At 65.5% G+C, this 16696-nt stretch carries 13 protein-coding genes and 1 tRNA gene; 6 read left to right on the top strand and 8 right to left on the bottom strand.

Annotation, left to right across the window (positions count from 1 at the left end; genetic code table 11):
• Positions 1–22: 22 nt before the first annotated feature.
• The gene (locus AC4AMJ_RS25140; protein ID WP_489915437.1) at positions 23–1468 is read right to left on the bottom strand and encodes a sulfatase family protein; all 1446 of its coding nucleotides are present in this window, start codon (positions 1466–1468) and stop codon (positions 23–25) included.
• 130 nt (positions 1469–1598) lie between these two features.
• Between AC4AMJ_RS25140 and AC4AMJ_RS25135 the strand changes: the two genes are divergently transcribed.
• Positions 1599–2558, top strand: coding sequence for a phosphotriesterase family protein (locus AC4AMJ_RS25135; RefSeq protein WP_489915435.1), 960 nt, complete (start codon positions 1599–1601; stop codon positions 2556–2558).
• 14 nt (positions 2559–2572) lie between these two features.
• Positions 2573–4075, top strand: coding sequence for an AMP-binding protein (locus AC4AMJ_RS25130; RefSeq protein ID WP_489915433.1), 1503 nt, complete (start codon positions 2573–2575; stop codon positions 4073–4075).
• A 545-nt stretch (positions 4076–4620) separates the two neighbouring features.
• On the opposite strand, the gene AC4AMJ_RS25125 is transcribed toward AC4AMJ_RS25130, so the two are convergent.
• From AC4AMJ_RS25125 to AC4AMJ_RS25115, 3 genes are read right to left on the bottom strand one after another with little or no spacing between them, the layout of a single operon-like run.
• Positions 4621–5253 (bottom strand): TetR/AcrR family transcriptional regulator, encoded by a 633-nt coding sequence (locus AC4AMJ_RS25125; RefSeq protein WP_489898477.1) that lies wholly within the window; start codon positions 5251–5253, stop codon positions 4621–4623.
• Between the two features lie 21 nt (positions 5254–5274).
• Positions 5275–6540 (bottom strand): acyl-CoA dehydrogenase family protein, encoded by a 1266-nt coding sequence (locus AC4AMJ_RS25120; protein WP_489915431.1) that lies wholly within the window; start codon positions 6538–6540, stop codon positions 5275–5277.
• Between the two features lie 48 nt (positions 6541–6588).
• On the bottom strand, positions 6589–7413 hold the full coding sequence (locus tag AC4AMJ_RS25115) for an SDR family oxidoreductase (RefSeq protein WP_489915429.1): 825 nt from the start codon (positions 7411–7413) through the stop codon (positions 6589–6591).
• 1369 nt (positions 7414–8782) lie between these two features.
• Here AC4AMJ_RS25115 and AC4AMJ_RS25110 point away from each other — a divergent pair.
• From AC4AMJ_RS25110 to AC4AMJ_RS25100, 3 genes are all read left to right on the top strand, one after another.
• Positions 8783–10234, top strand: a complete 1452-nt coding sequence (locus AC4AMJ_RS25110) for an RNA polymerase sigma factor (RefSeq protein WP_489915427.1) — start codon at positions 8783–8785, stop codon at positions 10232–10234.
• Between the two features lie 136 nt (positions 10235–10370).
• Positions 10371–10964, top strand: a complete 594-nt coding sequence (locus AC4AMJ_RS25105) for a hypothetical protein (RefSeq protein WP_489898481.1) — start codon at positions 10371–10373, stop codon at positions 10962–10964.
• Positions 10965–10989: 25 nt separating this feature from the next.
• A complete protein-coding gene (locus AC4AMJ_RS25100; protein ID WP_489915425.1) occupies positions 10990–11565 on the top strand; it encodes a class F sortase in 576 nt (191 codons plus the stop codon).
• Positions 11566–11698: 133 nt separating this feature from the next.
• On the opposite strand, the gene AC4AMJ_RS25095 is transcribed toward AC4AMJ_RS25100, so the two are convergent.
• The 4 genes from AC4AMJ_RS25095 to AC4AMJ_RS25080 form a co-directional block, all read right to left on the bottom strand.
• Positions 11699–12538, bottom strand: a complete 840-nt coding sequence (locus AC4AMJ_RS25095) for an SDR family NAD(P)-dependent oxidoreductase (protein WP_489915423.1) — start codon at positions 12536–12538, stop codon at positions 11699–11701.
• A 359-nt stretch (positions 12539–12897) separates the two neighbouring features.
• On the bottom strand, positions 12898–13707 hold the full coding sequence (locus tag AC4AMJ_RS25090; protein ID WP_489898484.1) for an alpha/beta fold hydrolase: 810 nt from the start codon (positions 13705–13707) through the stop codon (positions 12898–12900).
• A 207-nt stretch (positions 13708–13914) separates the two neighbouring features.
• Positions 13915–14622 carry a hypothetical protein gene (locus AC4AMJ_RS25085; RefSeq protein ID WP_489915421.1) on the bottom strand — a complete coding sequence of 236 codons (708 nt, stop codon included), beginning with the start codon at positions 14620–14622 and terminating at the stop codon, positions 13915–13917.
• Positions 14623–14854: 232 nt separating this feature from the next.
• Positions 14855–14940, bottom strand: a tRNA-Leu gene (locus AC4AMJ_RS25080).
• Positions 14941–15409: 469 nt separating this feature from the next.
• Between AC4AMJ_RS25080 and AC4AMJ_RS25075 the strand changes: the two genes are divergently transcribed.
• A complete protein-coding gene (locus AC4AMJ_RS25075) occupies positions 15410–16606 on the top strand; it encodes an FHA domain-containing protein (RefSeq protein WP_489898486.1) in 1197 nt (398 codons plus the stop codon).
• The last annotated feature ends 90 nt before the right edge of the window (positions 16607–16696 follow it).

Here is a 16696-nt window from a genome sequence, read left to right as displayed (position 1 = left end):
GGGGCGATGTGCTGTGGGCCGATCAGCCGTCGCCCCGGCCGGCGGGCGACGTGATCTCGCCATGGAGCTCGCGCCGCGATCCGCGCGGTCTGCGCGAGGGCAGCTTCTCCTCGTCGGACGACGTCTCGGCGGCTTTCGCGTGGAACTCGGCCATGAACCGCTCGGCCACCGCAGTGCCTTCGTGCTCGTCAGGGATCACGTCGGAGGTCGACGTCCGCCAGTCATCGAGCAACCGCCGCAGCACGCGACGGACCTCCGTGTAGTCCGGATCGTCGGCGAGATTGTTTCGCTCATCCGGATCGAAACGGAGATCGTAGAGTTCGTGTCGCGGCCGAGGCCGCCCGATCGTCGCCGTGTCGAGTGACCTCGCCGACAGACTGTCGGCGATGTCAAGGGGCAGCAGCAATTCCGATCGGTCGGCGTAATTCTCGATGTAGCTGTACTCCTTGGTCCGCACCGCCCGGATGGGATCGAAGGCATCGTGGTAGGTCTTCTCGGTGAACACCGCTGTGCGAACCGGATTCTCGCCGCCGGCGAGCAGCTGCGTCGCGTGCGATGTCCCGTCGATGCCGTCCGGCGTGGGGATCGACAGCAGATCCAGGAGGGTCGGAGCGAGGTCGACGCCGGAGAACAGGTCGTCGTAGTGGTGCGGCGTCACGCCCCGCCGTGTCGGCGGCCGAATCATGAAGGCGATACCCGTACCCTCCGCGTAGAGAGTGGATTTCGCCCGTGGGAAGGCCAGCCCGTGATCGGTGAAGAAGACGATCCAGGTGGTCTCGTCGAGTCCGAGTTCGGCGACCGTGTGCAGGAGCCTGCCGACCGCCGCGTCGGCCTGGGTGATGCTGCCGGCAAGGCCCGCGAGGTCGTCGCGGACGTCGTCGGTGTCGGGTAGGAACGACGGCACCGTCACCGACGCGGGATCGGCGTGCTCATACTGCTCAGGCGGATAGGGGCGATGGGTCTCGAAGAATCCGGCCGTCAGCAGGAAGGGACGATCGTCGGAGGATTCGACGTGCTCGCGGAGCCATTCCTCTGATCGGAGCACGACGTAGTCGCACAGGGAGTCCGTGACGTCGACGGTTTCGAATCCGATCGTGGTGGGGTCCGCGCTCTCGTGCTGCATGCCGAACAGCACCGTCCGGTAGCCCGCCTCCGACAGCAGCGCGGGCAATGTGCGGACATCGCTGAGGTATTCGAACCCGTGATGCGCCAAGCCGACCAGGCCGTTGCGGTGTGGATAGCGGCCGGTGAACACCGACCCGCGTGCCGGGGAACACAACGGTGCCGTCGCATGAGCATCGGTCAGCAGGATGCCGTTCGCCGAGAGTGCGTCGAGATTCGGGCTGGCCACGCCGTCGATCCCGTAGCACGAGAGGTGCCGGCCCAGGTCGTGCCAATGGATGAGGAGGACGTTCTCACGCCGGTCCGAGCCGGGCTCCGTTGTGCCGACAGGTTGGGGGGTCGCCATGCGTCCATGATGCACGCCCGGTTGATCCGGGTCCGTTCGTCGCCACTTGAAGTTGAAATCAGCCTCAAATACAGTCGGCCGAGGAAGTGATCCAGGCCACACTGGAGTCTCGTACGCGCAAAGGAGCCGCATGAGCACCGTCAACACCGTCACCGGACCCGTCGACTCGGCCGATCTGGGCAACGTCCTGGTTCACGAGCACGTCTTCGTGCTCGGGGAGGAGTACCGGGAGAACTACCAATACGACTGGGACGAGGAGCAGAAGATCGCCGAGGCGGTCCGGGACCTGCGCGAACTGAAGGAGCTCGGGATGGACACCATCCTGGATCCGACCGTGCTGGGTCTGGGTCGCTACATTCCCCGCATCCAGCGGATCGCCGAGCAGATCGACCTGAACATCGTGGTGGCCACCGGGGTGTACACCTACAACGACATCCCGTTCCAGTTCCACTACACCGGCCCGGGCCTGCTGTTCGACGTGCCGGAACCGTTGGTGACGTTCTTCGTCCGAGATCTCACCGACGGCATCGCCGACACCGGTGTGAAAGCCGCGTTCCTCAAATGTGCCATCGAGGAGCAGGGTCTGACGCCGGGTGTGGAGCGTGTGATGCGGGCGGTCGGGCAGACCAGCGTGCAGACCGGCGCGCCGATCACCGTGCACACCAATCCGCACACCCAGTCGGGACTCGTTGCGCAGCAGGTACTTTCGGAGGAAGGTGCCGACCTGACCAAGGTGGTGATCGGACATTCCGGGGACAGCACCGACCTCGACTATCTGATGAAGCTCGCCGACGCCGGGTCGATCCTCGGGATGGATCGGTTCGGGCTGGATGTGCTGCTGCCGTTCGAGGATCGCATCAACACCGTCGTCGCGTTGGTCGAGAAAGGATATGCCGATCGCATGGCGCTGGCGCACGATGCCGCCTGCTTCATCGACTGGTTCTCTCCCGAGGCGAAGAAGCAGGCGGTCCCGAAATGGAACTACCGCCATATCAGCGAGGACGTCCTGCCGGCACTGCGTGAGCGCGGTGTCAGCGACAAGGACATCGACACCATGCTCGTCGACGTCCCGCGCCGCTACTTCGAGTGACCCGGAGGAATTCGATGGCCAACACCGTGGCGGGGATCTGGACCACCGCCGATGAACGTCCGGACCGCACCGCGCTGCGCAGTGGCGGGCGGCAACTGAGTTATGGCGCACTGCGTGACCACATCGCGCATGCGGCCGGCGGATTCGCCGGTCGCGGCGTGAGCCACGGCGACCGGGTGCTCGTCATCGCTCCGTCGATCGCCGAGTTCGTGATCACCTACTACGCCCTGCAGACGCTCGGCGCGACGGTGATCACGATGAACGTGATGTCGACGTCACCCGAGATCGACTATGTCGTCGACGATTCGGGAACATCCATGATCGTCGCGTGGCATGAGTGCGCCGACAACGCCCGACGGAGCGCGCAGTCCGCGGGCCTGCCGTTCGTCGAGGTCCCGCCGTACCCGGACGTCATCGACGGCCACGCGCCGGTGTCCGACTACGTGGACCGTGCCGACGATGACACCTCGGTGATCCTGTACACCTCGGGAACCACCGGACGTCCCAAGGGCGCCGAACTCACCGTGGCCAACATCAACGCCTGCCCGGTGGCGTTCCGGCAGCTGATGGAGGTGACCGAGGAGGATCGGTGGGCCACTGCGCTGCCGCTGTTCCACGTGTTCGGACAGGCGATAGTCATGAACTCGGCGCTCTCGCAGGGATGCAGTCTGTCGCTGTCGAGTCCGTTCTCGCCCACAGCGTTTCTCGATTTGCTGCGCGACGAGAAGATCACCATCGCGTGCGGTGTGCCGACGATGTGGAACGCGATGTTGCAGGTGGCCGACGGTTACGCGCCGAGCGATTTCACCTCGTTGCGCCTGGCCGGGTCCGGCGGCGCGGCACTGCCGGCCGAGGTGATCCGGGCGTTCGAGGCCACGTTCGGCGCCAAGATCCTGGAGGGATACGGGTTGACCGAGACCGCCGGTGCGGCAACCTTTCACGATCTCCACGGTGTTCCGGTGGCCGGCACGGTCGGCCCGGCGCTCCCGGGCACCCGGGTGGAGATCCGCGATCCCGGGGGAGCGGCCGTCGACCCCGACGTGGTGGGCGAGATCTTCATCCAGGGCCCGACGGTGATGAAGGGCTACTGGAACCGTCCGGACGCAACCGCCGCCGAGCTGGTCGACGGCTGGTTCAAGACCGGCGACCTCGGATCGATGGACGCGGCAGGCAACGTCCGCATCGTCGATCGGGCCAAGGATCTGATCATCCGAGGCGGCTACAACGTGTACCCGCGCGAGGTCGAGGAGGTGCTGTACGAGCATCCCGACATCGTGGAGGTCGCGGTGGTTGGGGTTCCCGATGATCATTACGGCGAGGAGATCGCCGCGGTCGTCGCCGCCCGGCCGGGCGTGTCGATCGATCCGGATGCCCTGCGGGACTGGACCAAAGAGCGACTGAGTGCCTACAAGGTGCCCCGGATCGTGCAGTTCGTCGACGAGCTGCCGAAGGGCGCCACCGGCAAGATCCTCAAGCGGGCGATCGACCGCGACGCCTTGCGCGGCGTGGCTCATTGAAAGCGCGAGCAACTAACGTCGCGACTCCACCCGCTCCCTGAGGAACGTGAGAAACAGGCATCGCGGTCCTACTCGCTCTCTGAGGAAGGTGAGAAACAGGCATCGCGGTCCTACTCGCGCCCTGAGGAAGGTGAGAAACAGGCATCGCGGTCCTACTCGATCCCTGAGGAGCCTCCGAGCTTGCGAGGATGCGTCACGAAGGGCCCTTCGTGACGCTCGCAAGCTCGCTCCTCAGGGACCGGTGGGGTTGCGCTCGCAAGCTCACTCCTCCTCATGGACCGACAAGGGAACGCGCCCTCGCTCCTCACGGACCGAGGCCGCATACGCATCCAACAGCGGCGCAACAACAGCAACCCACCTCGATCCCTGAGGAGCCTCCGAGCTAGCGAGGATGCGTCACGAAGGGCCCTTCGTGACGCTCGCAAGCTCGCTCCTCAGGGACCGGGGGAACGCGCAGCTCGCTCCTCAGGGACCGGGGGAATCGCGCAGCGAGCTGCGCGGGGACCGGGGGGTGCGCTCGCAAGCTCGTCAGGGACCTCAGAGGTCTAGGGTCGACGCAGCCCCAACGCGTTGGCCCACAGTCGGGTTGCGGTGAACACCAGGGTGTCGAGGTCATCGTCGGCGCCCAAACCGAAGCTGTGATAGGCCATTCGGGACACCATCCCGGACAGGGCGCGGGAGGCCTGCATCGGGTCGAGCTCCGGGTCGGCGAGGCCGGCGGCCTGGAGCTCGCCGATGCGTTTGGCGTTTCGTTCGACGAACACCTGACCGCGTCGCCGACGCTTCTCCCGGAACTCCGGGCTGATACCTGCCACCTGGTCGCGCACCATCATCAGCTTCGCGTTGCGCCGGTATGCGATGAAATACGCGCGATTGGCAGCTTCGATCGAGGCGATCGGATCCTCGGATGCCGGTTCGTCGTGCGGCATGCCCGGGTGCAGCACTTCTTCCTGAGCTTCGGCGAGGACCGCGTCGAGGATGTCCTCTTTGCTCTCGAAGTAGGTGTAGAACGATCCTGTCGCGCAGCGGGCCTCAGCGGTGATGTCGGTCAGGCGTGCCGCGTTGAAACCGTCCCGCTCGAAAACGGTACGGGCGGCGACGATCAGCGCTGCCCGCGTCCGCTCTCCGCGTGCGGTGAGCGGACGCGGCTTACCCGAGTCGTCGGCATCTTCCGGCATCACACCGCACCTCGTCGCCGCTCAGCGCGAGACAAGCGCCTGGTCGGAGACACCGGCCACGGTCTCCGGGGTGGCGGCGCCGTCACGGTAGGGCCGCAGCTCCCGGCGTGCGATGGCGCGCTTGTGCACTTCGTCGGGACCGTCGGCCAGCCGCAGCGTGCGGATGTGGGCGTAGGCCATGGCGAGCGGGAAATCGTCGGTGACGCCGCCGCCGCCGTGGACCTGGATCGCCCGATCGATGATCTTCAGTGCGATGTTGGGTGCGGCCACCTTGATGGCGGCGATCTCGGTCGCGGCCGCCTTGTTGCCGACGGTGTCCATCATGTGAGCAGCCTTGAGGGTCAGCAGCCGAACCATCTCGATGTCGATGCGCGCCTCAGCGATCCAATCCTGGATGTTGGCGCGTTCGGCGATCGGTTTGCCGAAGGTGACACGCTGGGTGGCGCGAGCACACATCAGTTCCAGTGCGCGCTCGGCGATACCGATCGTCCGCATGCAGTGGTGGATGCGACCCGGCCCGAGACGCGCCTGGCTGATCGCGAATCCTTCACCCTCGCCCTTGAGGACGTCGGTGGCGGGCACACGGACGTTCTCGAACACCAGCTCGCCGTGGCCTTCTCGGTCGACGTAGCCGAACACCGGCAGGTTGCGCACGATGGTGAGTCCGGGTGCGTCGGTGGGCACGACCATCATCGACTGCTGCCGGTGCGTCGGCGCACCCGGATCGGTTTTGCCCATCACGATGAGGACCTTGCAGTCGGGACGCATCACGTTGGACGCAAACCACTTTCGCCCGTTCAGCACATACTCGTCGCCGTCACGGACCATCGACAGCTCGACGTTGGTGGCATCGGAGCTGGCGACATCCGGCTCGGTCATGGCGAAGGCGGAGGCGATCTCGCCGTCGAGCAGCGGCTGCAGGTACTTCTGCTTGTGCTCGTCGGTGCCGAAGAGTGTGAAGACCTCGATGTTGCCGGTGTCTGGGGCGTTGCAGTTGAACACCTCGGAGGCGAATCCGACCCGACCCATGATCTCGGCGAGAGGAGCGTATTCGAGGTTGGTCAGGCCGGGGCCCCACTCGGGGTGCGGATGGAAGAGATTCCAGAGTCCGGCTTCCTTGGCCTTGGCTTTCAGTTCCAGCAAGATTGGCGGCGTCGCGTGGGGATTGTCGGACTCGAGCATCTGCTGGGCGTACACGGACTCGTTGGGATAGATGTGCGAGTCCATGAATTCGAGCAGCTGCGCTTGATACTTCGCGGCGCGGTCGGACGGAGTGAAGAGATCCATCGGTGTCTCCCTGTGGTTGGGTGCTGGCTGAGGTGTCTCGGTCTGGGTTCAGGAGGTGGCGGTGTCGATCAGGCCCTGCTGGTATCTGCGCATCCCCCGCAGCCACCGGTCGTAGTCGGCACCCTTCTGCCGATACATCTCCAGGACCTCCGGATGCGGCAGGATCAGGAATCGTTCGTCGCCGATCGCCTCGATCACGGTGTCGGCGGCCTCCGTGGGTGTCAATACCCGGCCCGCGGTCTCCACGGCCCGCTGCATGAGGAGGGCCTCGTCATCGTCGGGCGCCTCATCGGACCGCAGTAGTTTGGTGTCGACGCCCATCGGGCACAGGCAGCTCACCCGCACGCCCCGGTCCCCATAGGTGACATTGAGCCACTCGGCGAAACCGACGGCGGCATGCTTGGTGACGGAATAGGTTGCCGACCCGAGCTGGGTCAGCAGGCCGGCCGCTGATGCGGTTGACACGAAATATCCGTGGCCTCGGTCGATCCATTCGGGCACCAGTCGCCGGGCGGCGCGAATGTGGCCCATCACGTTGACGTCGACGACCTGAGACCACTCGTCATCGGTGGCGAAGAGTCCCGGAGCGCCGCCGATCCCCGCGTTGGCGAAGTAGAGGTCGACGGGGCCGAAGCGGGATTCCGCCAATTCTATGGCCGCATCGATGTGCTCGGTCGAGGCCGCGTCTCCGGCGATGGAGGCGACCGAACCGGGTGCCGATTCGTTGATTTCCTTCTCTGTCGACGCCACTGTCTCCGGGTTCAGATCGGTCAGCACCACTTGGGCGCCCCGGGCTACGAGGCCGGCGCCGATCGCGGCACCGATCCCGCCTCCGCCGCCGGTCACGATGGCCACTTTGCCGTCGAGTTCCATCTCGCATCCTCTGCCGTGTCGGGCTGCTGTCGACTCAACGTCGACGTCAGGGTGTGTCGATCAAGCTACTTGAAGGTGCCTTCAGGTTCAAGTATGCGGCCCCGAGTTCTCGGCCGCCGGCGAAACGTCCCACGCGGTCACAGTGGGAATTGCGGTTTTCACAACACTGGTTGCAGTTATTTCGTAGCTTGCTCCGGGACTTAGCTCTGCGATCAGGCCATTTGGAGGTACGGCGAAATCGAATGACGAACAATGCGATTTCCGAACGCATTCGTGTGACGGCTTAGTAGAGTCGGCGAGACGGAGAATTCGCACCGGAGAACGCTTCGGCCCGATGTAACGAAATTCTCCTCGCCAACGAGAATCTGATCAAGCGATCGTCCAGAACCCGGCGATCACCATCGCACCAGATGAACAATGGATCAGCGAAAGCAATTATCTCCCTGTATTACTCGTGGCCGATTTCGGCCGTTGACAACGGAGAGGAGGTGACCAGCAATGGATCTGTTCGGCATTCTCGCCAGCTTCGTCCAGACCGCACTCGGATTCCTCACCAGCCTTTGGTGAACCTGACGGCAATTGGGACAGACCGCTCGGCTCTCACCGAGATCTCTGGACAGTTGCGCGAGAGTTGTCCATCCCTTCTCAACTCTCGTTGCAATTTGCTCATCATTCTTCGGAATCGAGCACGACCCATCGACCGCGCGATATTTTCCCGGACTCCGGAGCGTCGTGCGGGTCCGTGGGTCGGTAACCGACGAGAGAGGTGAGGCCGGGCGTCTGGCGTTGCGACGCCTTCCCGGACGTGACGTGTAACACAACCTTTGGAACGGACGAATCAACCGAGGGACGGTCCTTGTGACCGCCTCGTGAGGGTCGTCCGTTTAGAGCAACTTTGGCCGCGCCCAGTGTGATCTGGATTACACTTGGACGGGTGCCGCTGCTCGTCGAAGGGAGGTGTCACCCATGTTCATCCTGGTCGCAAATCTCGTGCACGGAATTCTCAGTGCTGTTTGGGGATTCCTCTGGTAGGCCTCACCGCCAGGCCATCCACGCCCTCGGGCGTCCGGAGATGGCGGTCTCCGTGCTGACTCCAATGACGCAGTGACAGTCTGGATTTCGCTTATTCTTCTCGCGCGGACACCTTGCGGTTCGTTACGTTAACGAAAGATACCGCTGCTCAACAACATCCGTGCTGTCGGCGTGCGCCGGCCTTCCGGACGCGGAAGTGTTGCATTCACGTGGGTTCGGGACTCCTGGTGCCGACGGCCCCGGTCGGATTTCGACGAAGGTCGTGATCCGAACGGGCGGTCGCACCGCGATGCCACTACGAATGCGAGGCCCCGAAGTCGGGGCTCAGGAGACCGAGATGTCCGCACCACTCGAGACCGGCGGACCGCCGCCGGATGCTGTGATCGTGGCGGCGCTGCGCGCCGGCGACATGACCGCGCTCGGCGCCGCCTACGATCGCTACGGTTCCGCGCTGCACACCTTCGCCTACTCGATGGTCCGCAGTCGGGACCGGGCCGCCGACGTCACTCACGACAGCTTCATGATCGCGGCGGCACGGATCGACCAGCTCCGCGACGCGACGCGGCTGCGGCCGTGGCTGTACGCCATCGTGCGGTCCGAATGTCTGCGAGACCTGCGCGGCACGAAGCGAGAGACCGCGTTCGAGAAATGGCATGACCGCGCGACCGACGACGCACCCGACGATGACCTGCACCGACGCGAGGTGCAGGAATTGGTGCGTTCGGCCCTCGACGGACTCTCCCCGAAAGATCGCGAGGTCATCGAGCTGAGTCTGCGGCATGACCTCGACAACGGCGAGATCGCCGCGGTCCTCGGAGTCAAGGCTTCGCACGTCACCGCATTGACCTCACGCAGCCGCAAGGCGTTGGAGCGCAGTCTGGGCACGCTGCTCGTCGCACGGGCCGGCGGTGAAGGGTGCGACGAACTGACCGCCCTCCTCGCACCCTGGGACGGCGTGTTCACACCGCTGTGGCGCAAACGGATCGCCAAACACGTCGACGGCTGCCCGAACTGCACCGGCGAACGGCGCAATCGGTTCACCCCGGCAGCGATCCTGGTGGCGCTCCCGATGATGGCAGTGCCCGTCGCGCTGCGTGATCGGGTGATCAGCGACGCCCACCCCGTGCTGACCGCGTACACACAGAATGCCGGCGAGGCGCACGCCGCCGAGTTCGTGCCGGAACCGGTGACCATGAGTGGCCAGACCGCGGGCGCGACGGCGGGGCCGCCGACGTCGACGATGATCGACGGCCAGCCCGCGTGGGATTACCCACCGGCCGAGCGTGCCGGTCCCCGGTGGTGGATGTGGGTGACCGCGGCAGTGATGGCGATGCTGGTCGCGGGTGGGTTGTTGGCCGCGCTCGTCGTTCGGGGCAGCGACGATCCGGACCCGACTCCTGTCGTCGACGATTCGCAGACTGTTGAACCCGCACCGCAGACGACCGCCGGGATCCGGTCGGTGGCACCGCCACCGTTGGAGCGCGAGGCACCGACGACCAGTGTCTTCGAGCGGTCGCCGGTGACGCCTGCGGTGCCGCCGGAGCTGTCGGCGCCGGTCGAACCCTCACCGCCGGCGCCCTCGGCCTCGGCGCAGTCCTCGGGCCCCGTGCGCCCCCCGGCAGCTCCGGTGTCCCCCGCGCCCGACGATTCGGTTCCGCCCGCACCCGTTCCGGGTGTCCCGGATCCGGCTGCGCCCGTTGTTCCGCCGGCGCCCGATCCCGGTATGAGCAACTGTCCGCCCGCGGCGTGCGGGCCGTCGACGGATCCCGCAGGTCCGCAGATCGACTGACGCTCCGCGGGCGCAGTGACCTGCGCTTTCGTAGATCCCGAAGTTCTTTTCGTGGAAAGTGTTGCACCTGTGGGTGCGGCGGACTCCTACCCCTGAAGGCCGAAACGGTCGGCCTCGCAGCCTTCAGGAGTCAGCCATGAACACCACCTTCCACACCACCACCCGCCGCCTGATCCTGGGGTCGGCCGTCGCCGCCGCACTGATCGGACCGGGCGCGGGGATCGCCTTCGCAGAGTCGCCGGCTCAGCAGTTCGAGCCGGGCCTCGGCGTCGTTCAAGAAGAGGTCGACCCGATCGGCCCCGTCGCTCCGAGCGACGCCGACGATCAGGTTGATCCCCAGGACGATGACGCCGACACACCCCCCGGCAACGACACCACGACCGATGACAACAGTGACGACAGCACCGGCGACGAGAACCCCACGGACGACGACAACGGCGGTGCGGGTGGCGGCGACGAATGCGTCGAGAACAGTGAGGACCCGAACTGCGAGCCGATAGCCACCCCGTGCGACGAGAACGCCGGGGATCCGGAGTGCCCGAAGCCTCCCGTGACTCTCACCGTCGTGCCGGAAACGCCGGCGCCGACCCCGCACGTCACATCCGACCGCCCCACCTTCGACACCGGTGACGAGCGCTCTGTGGGCGGCGCCGGAGTTGCCGGCGGCCTCATCGGACTGATCATCGGCAGCGGCGCAGCCGTGGCGGTCTTCCGCCGGCCCATTCGCTGATCGTCGGACGCCACAGGGAGAAGTCATGCAGACACGTCGATTCGCCGCACTGTTCGTCATTCTGATCACGATCGCCGCCGGCCTGCTGATGCTCACCGCATGCGGCCCAAGCGAAGGGACCGTGAAACCAGCCCAGCTCCTTTCCGGTAGCACCGAGACGTCGGCGACAAGGACCGCGCCGATCGGCGATCCGATCCACCTCACGGTGCCGTCGGTGCAGGTCGACGCCGCGGTCAAACCGATCGTCGCGACCGACGAGATCGATCCACCCACCGAGGGCGACGCGTGGTGGTGGTCCGAGCGCGGCAAGCCCGGCTCGGCGGACACCGTCTACATCGCCGGGCATGCGATTCACACCGGCGACGGGGTGTTCACCCCGCTCCAGCGGGTGCAGCCGGGCGCAGAGATCCGGCTCGCGACCACCACCGGCACCCGGACCTATCGGGTGGACGCCACCGCGACGTACGACAAGTGGCATCTCGACCGCTACGACGAGGTGTGGAAGCCGGTGCCCGGGAGGCTGATCCTGGTCACGTGTTTCCTCGATCACGGTCGGGCGACCGAGGAGAACTACCTCGTCTACGCGTCGCTGGTGCGGTGATCCGCGGCACGGCACCTGCTCGACATAACGGCGAGGGCCGGGACATCTCCGCGATGGCCCGGTCCGTCGCCGTTCGCGGTGCGTGCACTGACCGGATGGACACCCACCCTCGCTCCTCACGGAGAGGGATCTCCTACGTCAGCGACGCGATGGCCCGGTCCGCGGCAGTCGGGGCGAGGTAGTCCATCGCGGGCAGCAGAGCTCGCAGGACCGCCGGTGCGACAGCACTCGGCCGGTGGGTGATGGCTCGCAGGATCCAGCGAGCCGCCTCGTCCGAACTCAGCGCGTGCACGTCGTCGTATTCGACTGTGGGCGCGATCATCTCGGTGCGAACGAGCGGGAAGTGGACGTTCGTCGCGCAGACCTCGGGATGGGGCCGCTCGGCATTGAGGCTGCGCCCGAAGATCGCGAGGGCACTCTTGGACCCGGCGTAGGCGGAGAACCTCGGGAATGTGTTGGCCAACAGTGCCCACGTGCAGACGTTGACGATCTGACCCTGTCCCCGCTCGACCATCCCGGGCAGCAACCCGAGGCTGAGCTGCACGGAGGCAAAGTAATTGAGCTGCATCGTGCGCTGGTAGTCGTGCAGACGCTCGGTCGAGTCGATGATCGATCGTCGGATGGAATGCCCGGCGTTGTTGACCAGGACGTCGACCGAGTGGTCGGCGAGGTCGGCCACCAGGTCGGCGATCGCGTCCTGGTTCATCAGGTCACAGACGCGGTAGCCGCAGCCGGTTTCGTTTGACAGTGAACGCAGTTCGCTCTCCCGGCGCGCCACGGCGATCACCTGTGCACCGCGTCGACTCAGTTGTGTCGCCGCCTTCCGGCCGATCCCGGCGGACGCCCCCGTGACCACCACCGTCAGCCCGGCGACGTCGCGGCCGCGTCCGGACACCGCATCCTCGACCGCGCGTGGCAAGAGCGTGCGACGCTGGACCAGGTCCATGGCGGTGGCGGCGAGCGAGTTCGGCATCGAAGTCCTTTGCGGTGTGCGGTTCTCGGGCCGATGAACATCCGGTGAAGGTCGTCACTCCGGGTCGCGCCGACGGGGCCGCGGCCTTAGGGTCGATCTTGTCGCCGTGTTCATGCGGTGGCGTCACAACCAAATCACGAGATGTCGGGGGACACAATGGGATCGATTGAAACCATCATCGGGTTGTACCAGATCTATCAGGTCCTGCACGCGCTCGGGCTGGTCTGAGGCCACCAGTCTCACACACCCGTTCACGCCGGTGGTCGGCCGTCGGTTTCGCTGTGTGCTGCTGTGCGCAGCCTCTCGCGGACTGGTGCGGCCGGCACCGGCGGGTCATCCGTTGCCACAACCAGAGGCCATCACCTCGCGCCGACGAGGAACTCCACCACGATGTCTGCGAACGTCTCGGGGTCGGTCTGATCGGCGATGTGTTGCTGGCCTTCCAGGGTCACCACTCGGCAGGCGGGCAGGGCGGCGGCGACCATGTTGACGGCGTGTTGCAGGAACTTCGGGCTGTCGCCACCGCGTATCAACAATGTCGGCACCTGAACCGCGGCGGCCTCCCCTGGCCGCAGTACCAGACTGACGCTCTCCTCACGGGGTAGTGTCGGCGCCGTGGCGACCCGCGCCGGCCAGCTGGGTTGCGCTCGTAGCGCGGCGATCTCGACGTCAGGCATGTGAAGCACTTCGTGCAACATCAGATCCACGGCGTCCTCGTAGCGTCCGTCGTCAACGGCGTGCTGCATTCTCGCCACCAGCTTCGCCGGCTGAGGTTCCTCGATGATCGCCGGCTCATAGAGCACCAGGCGCCGCATCTTCGTGGTGCGCGACGCCGCTCGCAGGGCCAGATAGCCGCCCAACGAATGACCCAGCACATCGATCGGCCCGCCCGATCCGGCGGCAAGGGCCTCCACCACCGCGACAACGTCGTCGACCTCACGATCCGGAGACCACACCGGACCGTCCGTGCTGCCGCCGCGGCCCCGCCGATCCATCGCGTAGACGCTGCGGTGCGGGGTGAGGTACTTCGTGATCCGCCACCGTCGGTGATCCGACATGGATCCGTGCACCAACAGCAAGGGCGGCCCCGAGCCGGTTCGCCAGACGGCGATCCTCGTGCCGTCTGGCGTTTCGATGTGGCGTGGAACGGGACCGGATTCCTTGCTCATCGCGACCTCCATGGACGTTGGTCAATCGTCCCACCAGGGTGGTCGGGTGTCGAGATCAACGTCGTCGCATCCCGGTGTCACGAACTCACACGTCGCGTCGAAGCGCCTGTCGAGCAGGTCGGGCAAAAAGCGGAATTCCGCCGATACGTACATTTCGGATAAAAAGCAGACCCCGAAATCGGGGTCTGCTTTCTATTTCCTCGAGATTCAGAACGGGAGGAGATTGTCGAGGGATCCGAACCCGCTGTTGGGTGCCGACTTCATGAAGTTGGTGGTACACCCGTTGAACGTCACATTGTCGACGTGCACGAGGTCACCGCTGCCGCCCGGCTGACTGGAGACGCCGTAGTCGTCGACGACGGTGTTCCCGCCGGCCGCTGCCGCGAGCTCCTGCAGAGTCCCCTTCTTGCCGCGCGGGAAATTGCTGCCCAGATCACGCGTCGCCCACCACTGATCCGAGCTGGTGGCGTCGTTCTTGGCGGCGTTCTCGTGGTTCGCACTCCACACGAACGTCACGAATCCGTCGCTGCTGCCGGTGTTGGCGCCGGTTGCCCGGATCTGCCAGTTGGCGTTGCCGCCCTTGCTTTCAAAGGTGAGCGGGGTGCCGACGACCTGGGACAACTTGACCTTGTTCGCCGAGTGATACGACGCCTTCCGCGGCGTCTGCGCATCGGTCTTGAGCTCCAGCGAGCCGTCCTTGTCGACGACCGTCGTCGCAGAGTATGTGCCGGCCTGGCCCTGTTCGTCGGAGAAGGTGTTCCCCCACCCGTTGGTCTGGTTCTCCGCCGACACGCTCGCGCACGACCCCTGCCCCAGACTGCCGGTGTCCGGCGCGGCCGCGGCAATGGCCGGGGAGATCATGGCTGCGGCCCCCACCGCTGCGGCCACGGTTGCGGTTCCGACGAGACGACGCATACTCGATTCCACCTTTCCAAATACTATTTCCTTTTTCATTTCCGTCGCCAGCGTAACAATTGCTTAATCACCGCGACTCCACCATTTGGACGATCTTTTCGGCGAGATCGACCGAATTTCTGGAAATCACGCACGTCAGGCTCGAATAATGGGAATCCTGCCTGCGCAACGAAAAAAGGCCAGATCGCTGAGTGCAACCTGACCCTTGACATCGGTCTGAGCTGAAAGCTCGTGGTGGGCGAAGGGGGACTTGAACCCCCACGTCCCGAAGGACACTGGCACCTGAAGCCAGCGCGTCTGCCATTCCGCCACTCGCCCGTGGCTGTCTGCGTGAGACTGGAAGACGATAGCAAGGGTGGCGGGCGGAAGTAAAACCGGCCTGCCGGGGGACGCGCAGGCTCTGGGACGTGCGCAAATCCGGAGTGCCGCGAGGTGGCCCTTCGTGACGCATCCTCGCAAGCTCGGAGGCCCCTCAGGGACCGGGGGCGAGTCCTGTACGCGGTCTGGAGCCAACCGCGCCACCGGAGCAGACCCGCGTCGTCGACATCACGACATGTTCACCGAACAGATCCACTGATTCGTGATCGGAAATACATGTGAAAGCGCTGGTCAGGGGCAACATCGCGAGTACAGTGAGACTCGCAACGTCGGTGAGGCTGATGTTGCTTACGTTGCTGCATTGACGCGAACCCCGGCTTAATGGTCAAAATCGGTATCATCTATCAAGGCCATACGCACGGCGACACGCCACGCCCGTGTGCACCAAGCCGCGAAGGGAGGGTCGCCGGTGGGCATTCTGCAACGAATTGAACGAAAGCTCGAGGGAGCTGTCGATGATGGGTTCGCGCGTGTCTTCGGTGGCCAGGTCGCCCCGCAGGAGATCGAGAACGGGCTGCAGCGCGAGGCACAGGAGGGTCTGCGAGACCTCGGTGACGGAGCGATCCTCGCTCCGAACAGCTATTCGTTGCTGTTCAGCTCCACCGACTACAAGCACCTTGCGGCCGAATACGAGTTGAACCGGAAGACGTTCTCCAAGCACCTCGAGAACTTCATCTCCGACAACGGGTGGCAAACATATGGGCGCGTCGTCGTAGAGTTCGACGAGGCGCCGTCGCTACATACCGGGATTTTCCGCGCCCGCGGAACGGTTGATCCGGACATCACGCCGCGGCCCACCTCGCCCGGCCAGCACCGACCAGATGCAGAGCAGCACCCAGAAAGTGCACACCGACAAGGACAAGTAGGAGCCCCGAAGATGACCAACAACCCCGGATACGACCAGCGCAGGGGCACCGACCCGGCGTACGACCAGGGTGGCCAGCAGGGTGGCTACGACTATCAGCAAGGCTACGAGCAGGCCTACGGCCAGCAGGGCGGCCGCCCAGGCTACGACCCGAGCTACGCGGCACAGGGCTACGGCCAGCAGGGTGGCTACGACTACCAGCAGGGCGGCTACGACCAGGCCTACGGCCAGCAGGGCTACGACCCGGCGTACGCGCAGCAGGGCTACGCACAGCCCGGATACGACCAGGCCTACCAGCAGGGCGGCTACGACCAGGGCTACGCCGACCAGGGCTACGGCCAGGGCGGGTACGACTACCAGCAGGGCGGCTACGACCAGGGTTACGCCGGCCAGCCGACCTACGGCTACCAGCAGGGCTACGACCAGGGCTACGGACGTCCGGCTGGCTATGCCCCCGCCGCCATCACCCTGCTGCTCGAGGACGGCAGCAACCGCACCTTCCAGCTGCGTGAGGGCTCCAACATCATCGGCCGCGGCCAGGACGCGCAGTTCCGTCTGCCGGACACCGGCGTGTCGCGTCGGCACGTGGAGATCCGCTGGGACGGGTCCGTCGCGATGCTGACCGACCTGAACTCGACCAACGGCACCACGGTCAACGACCTGCAGGTCAGCAGCTGGGAACTGGCCGACGGCGACCGTATCCGTGTCGGCCACTCCGACATCACCGTTCGGTTCCAGTAGTCACCGGTCATTCACCCGGTCTCCACCTGGAGGCCGGGCGTTGATACTGAACTGTCACATCTCAATGCCGGCGAAACCGTGCTCTGCCCA

The sequence above is a fragment of the Gordonia sp. LMA484 genome (assembly GCF_058129505.1).
The sequence above is the reverse complement of the archived record's forward strand: the minus strand, read 5'-3'. Positions and strand labels throughout refer to the sequence as shown.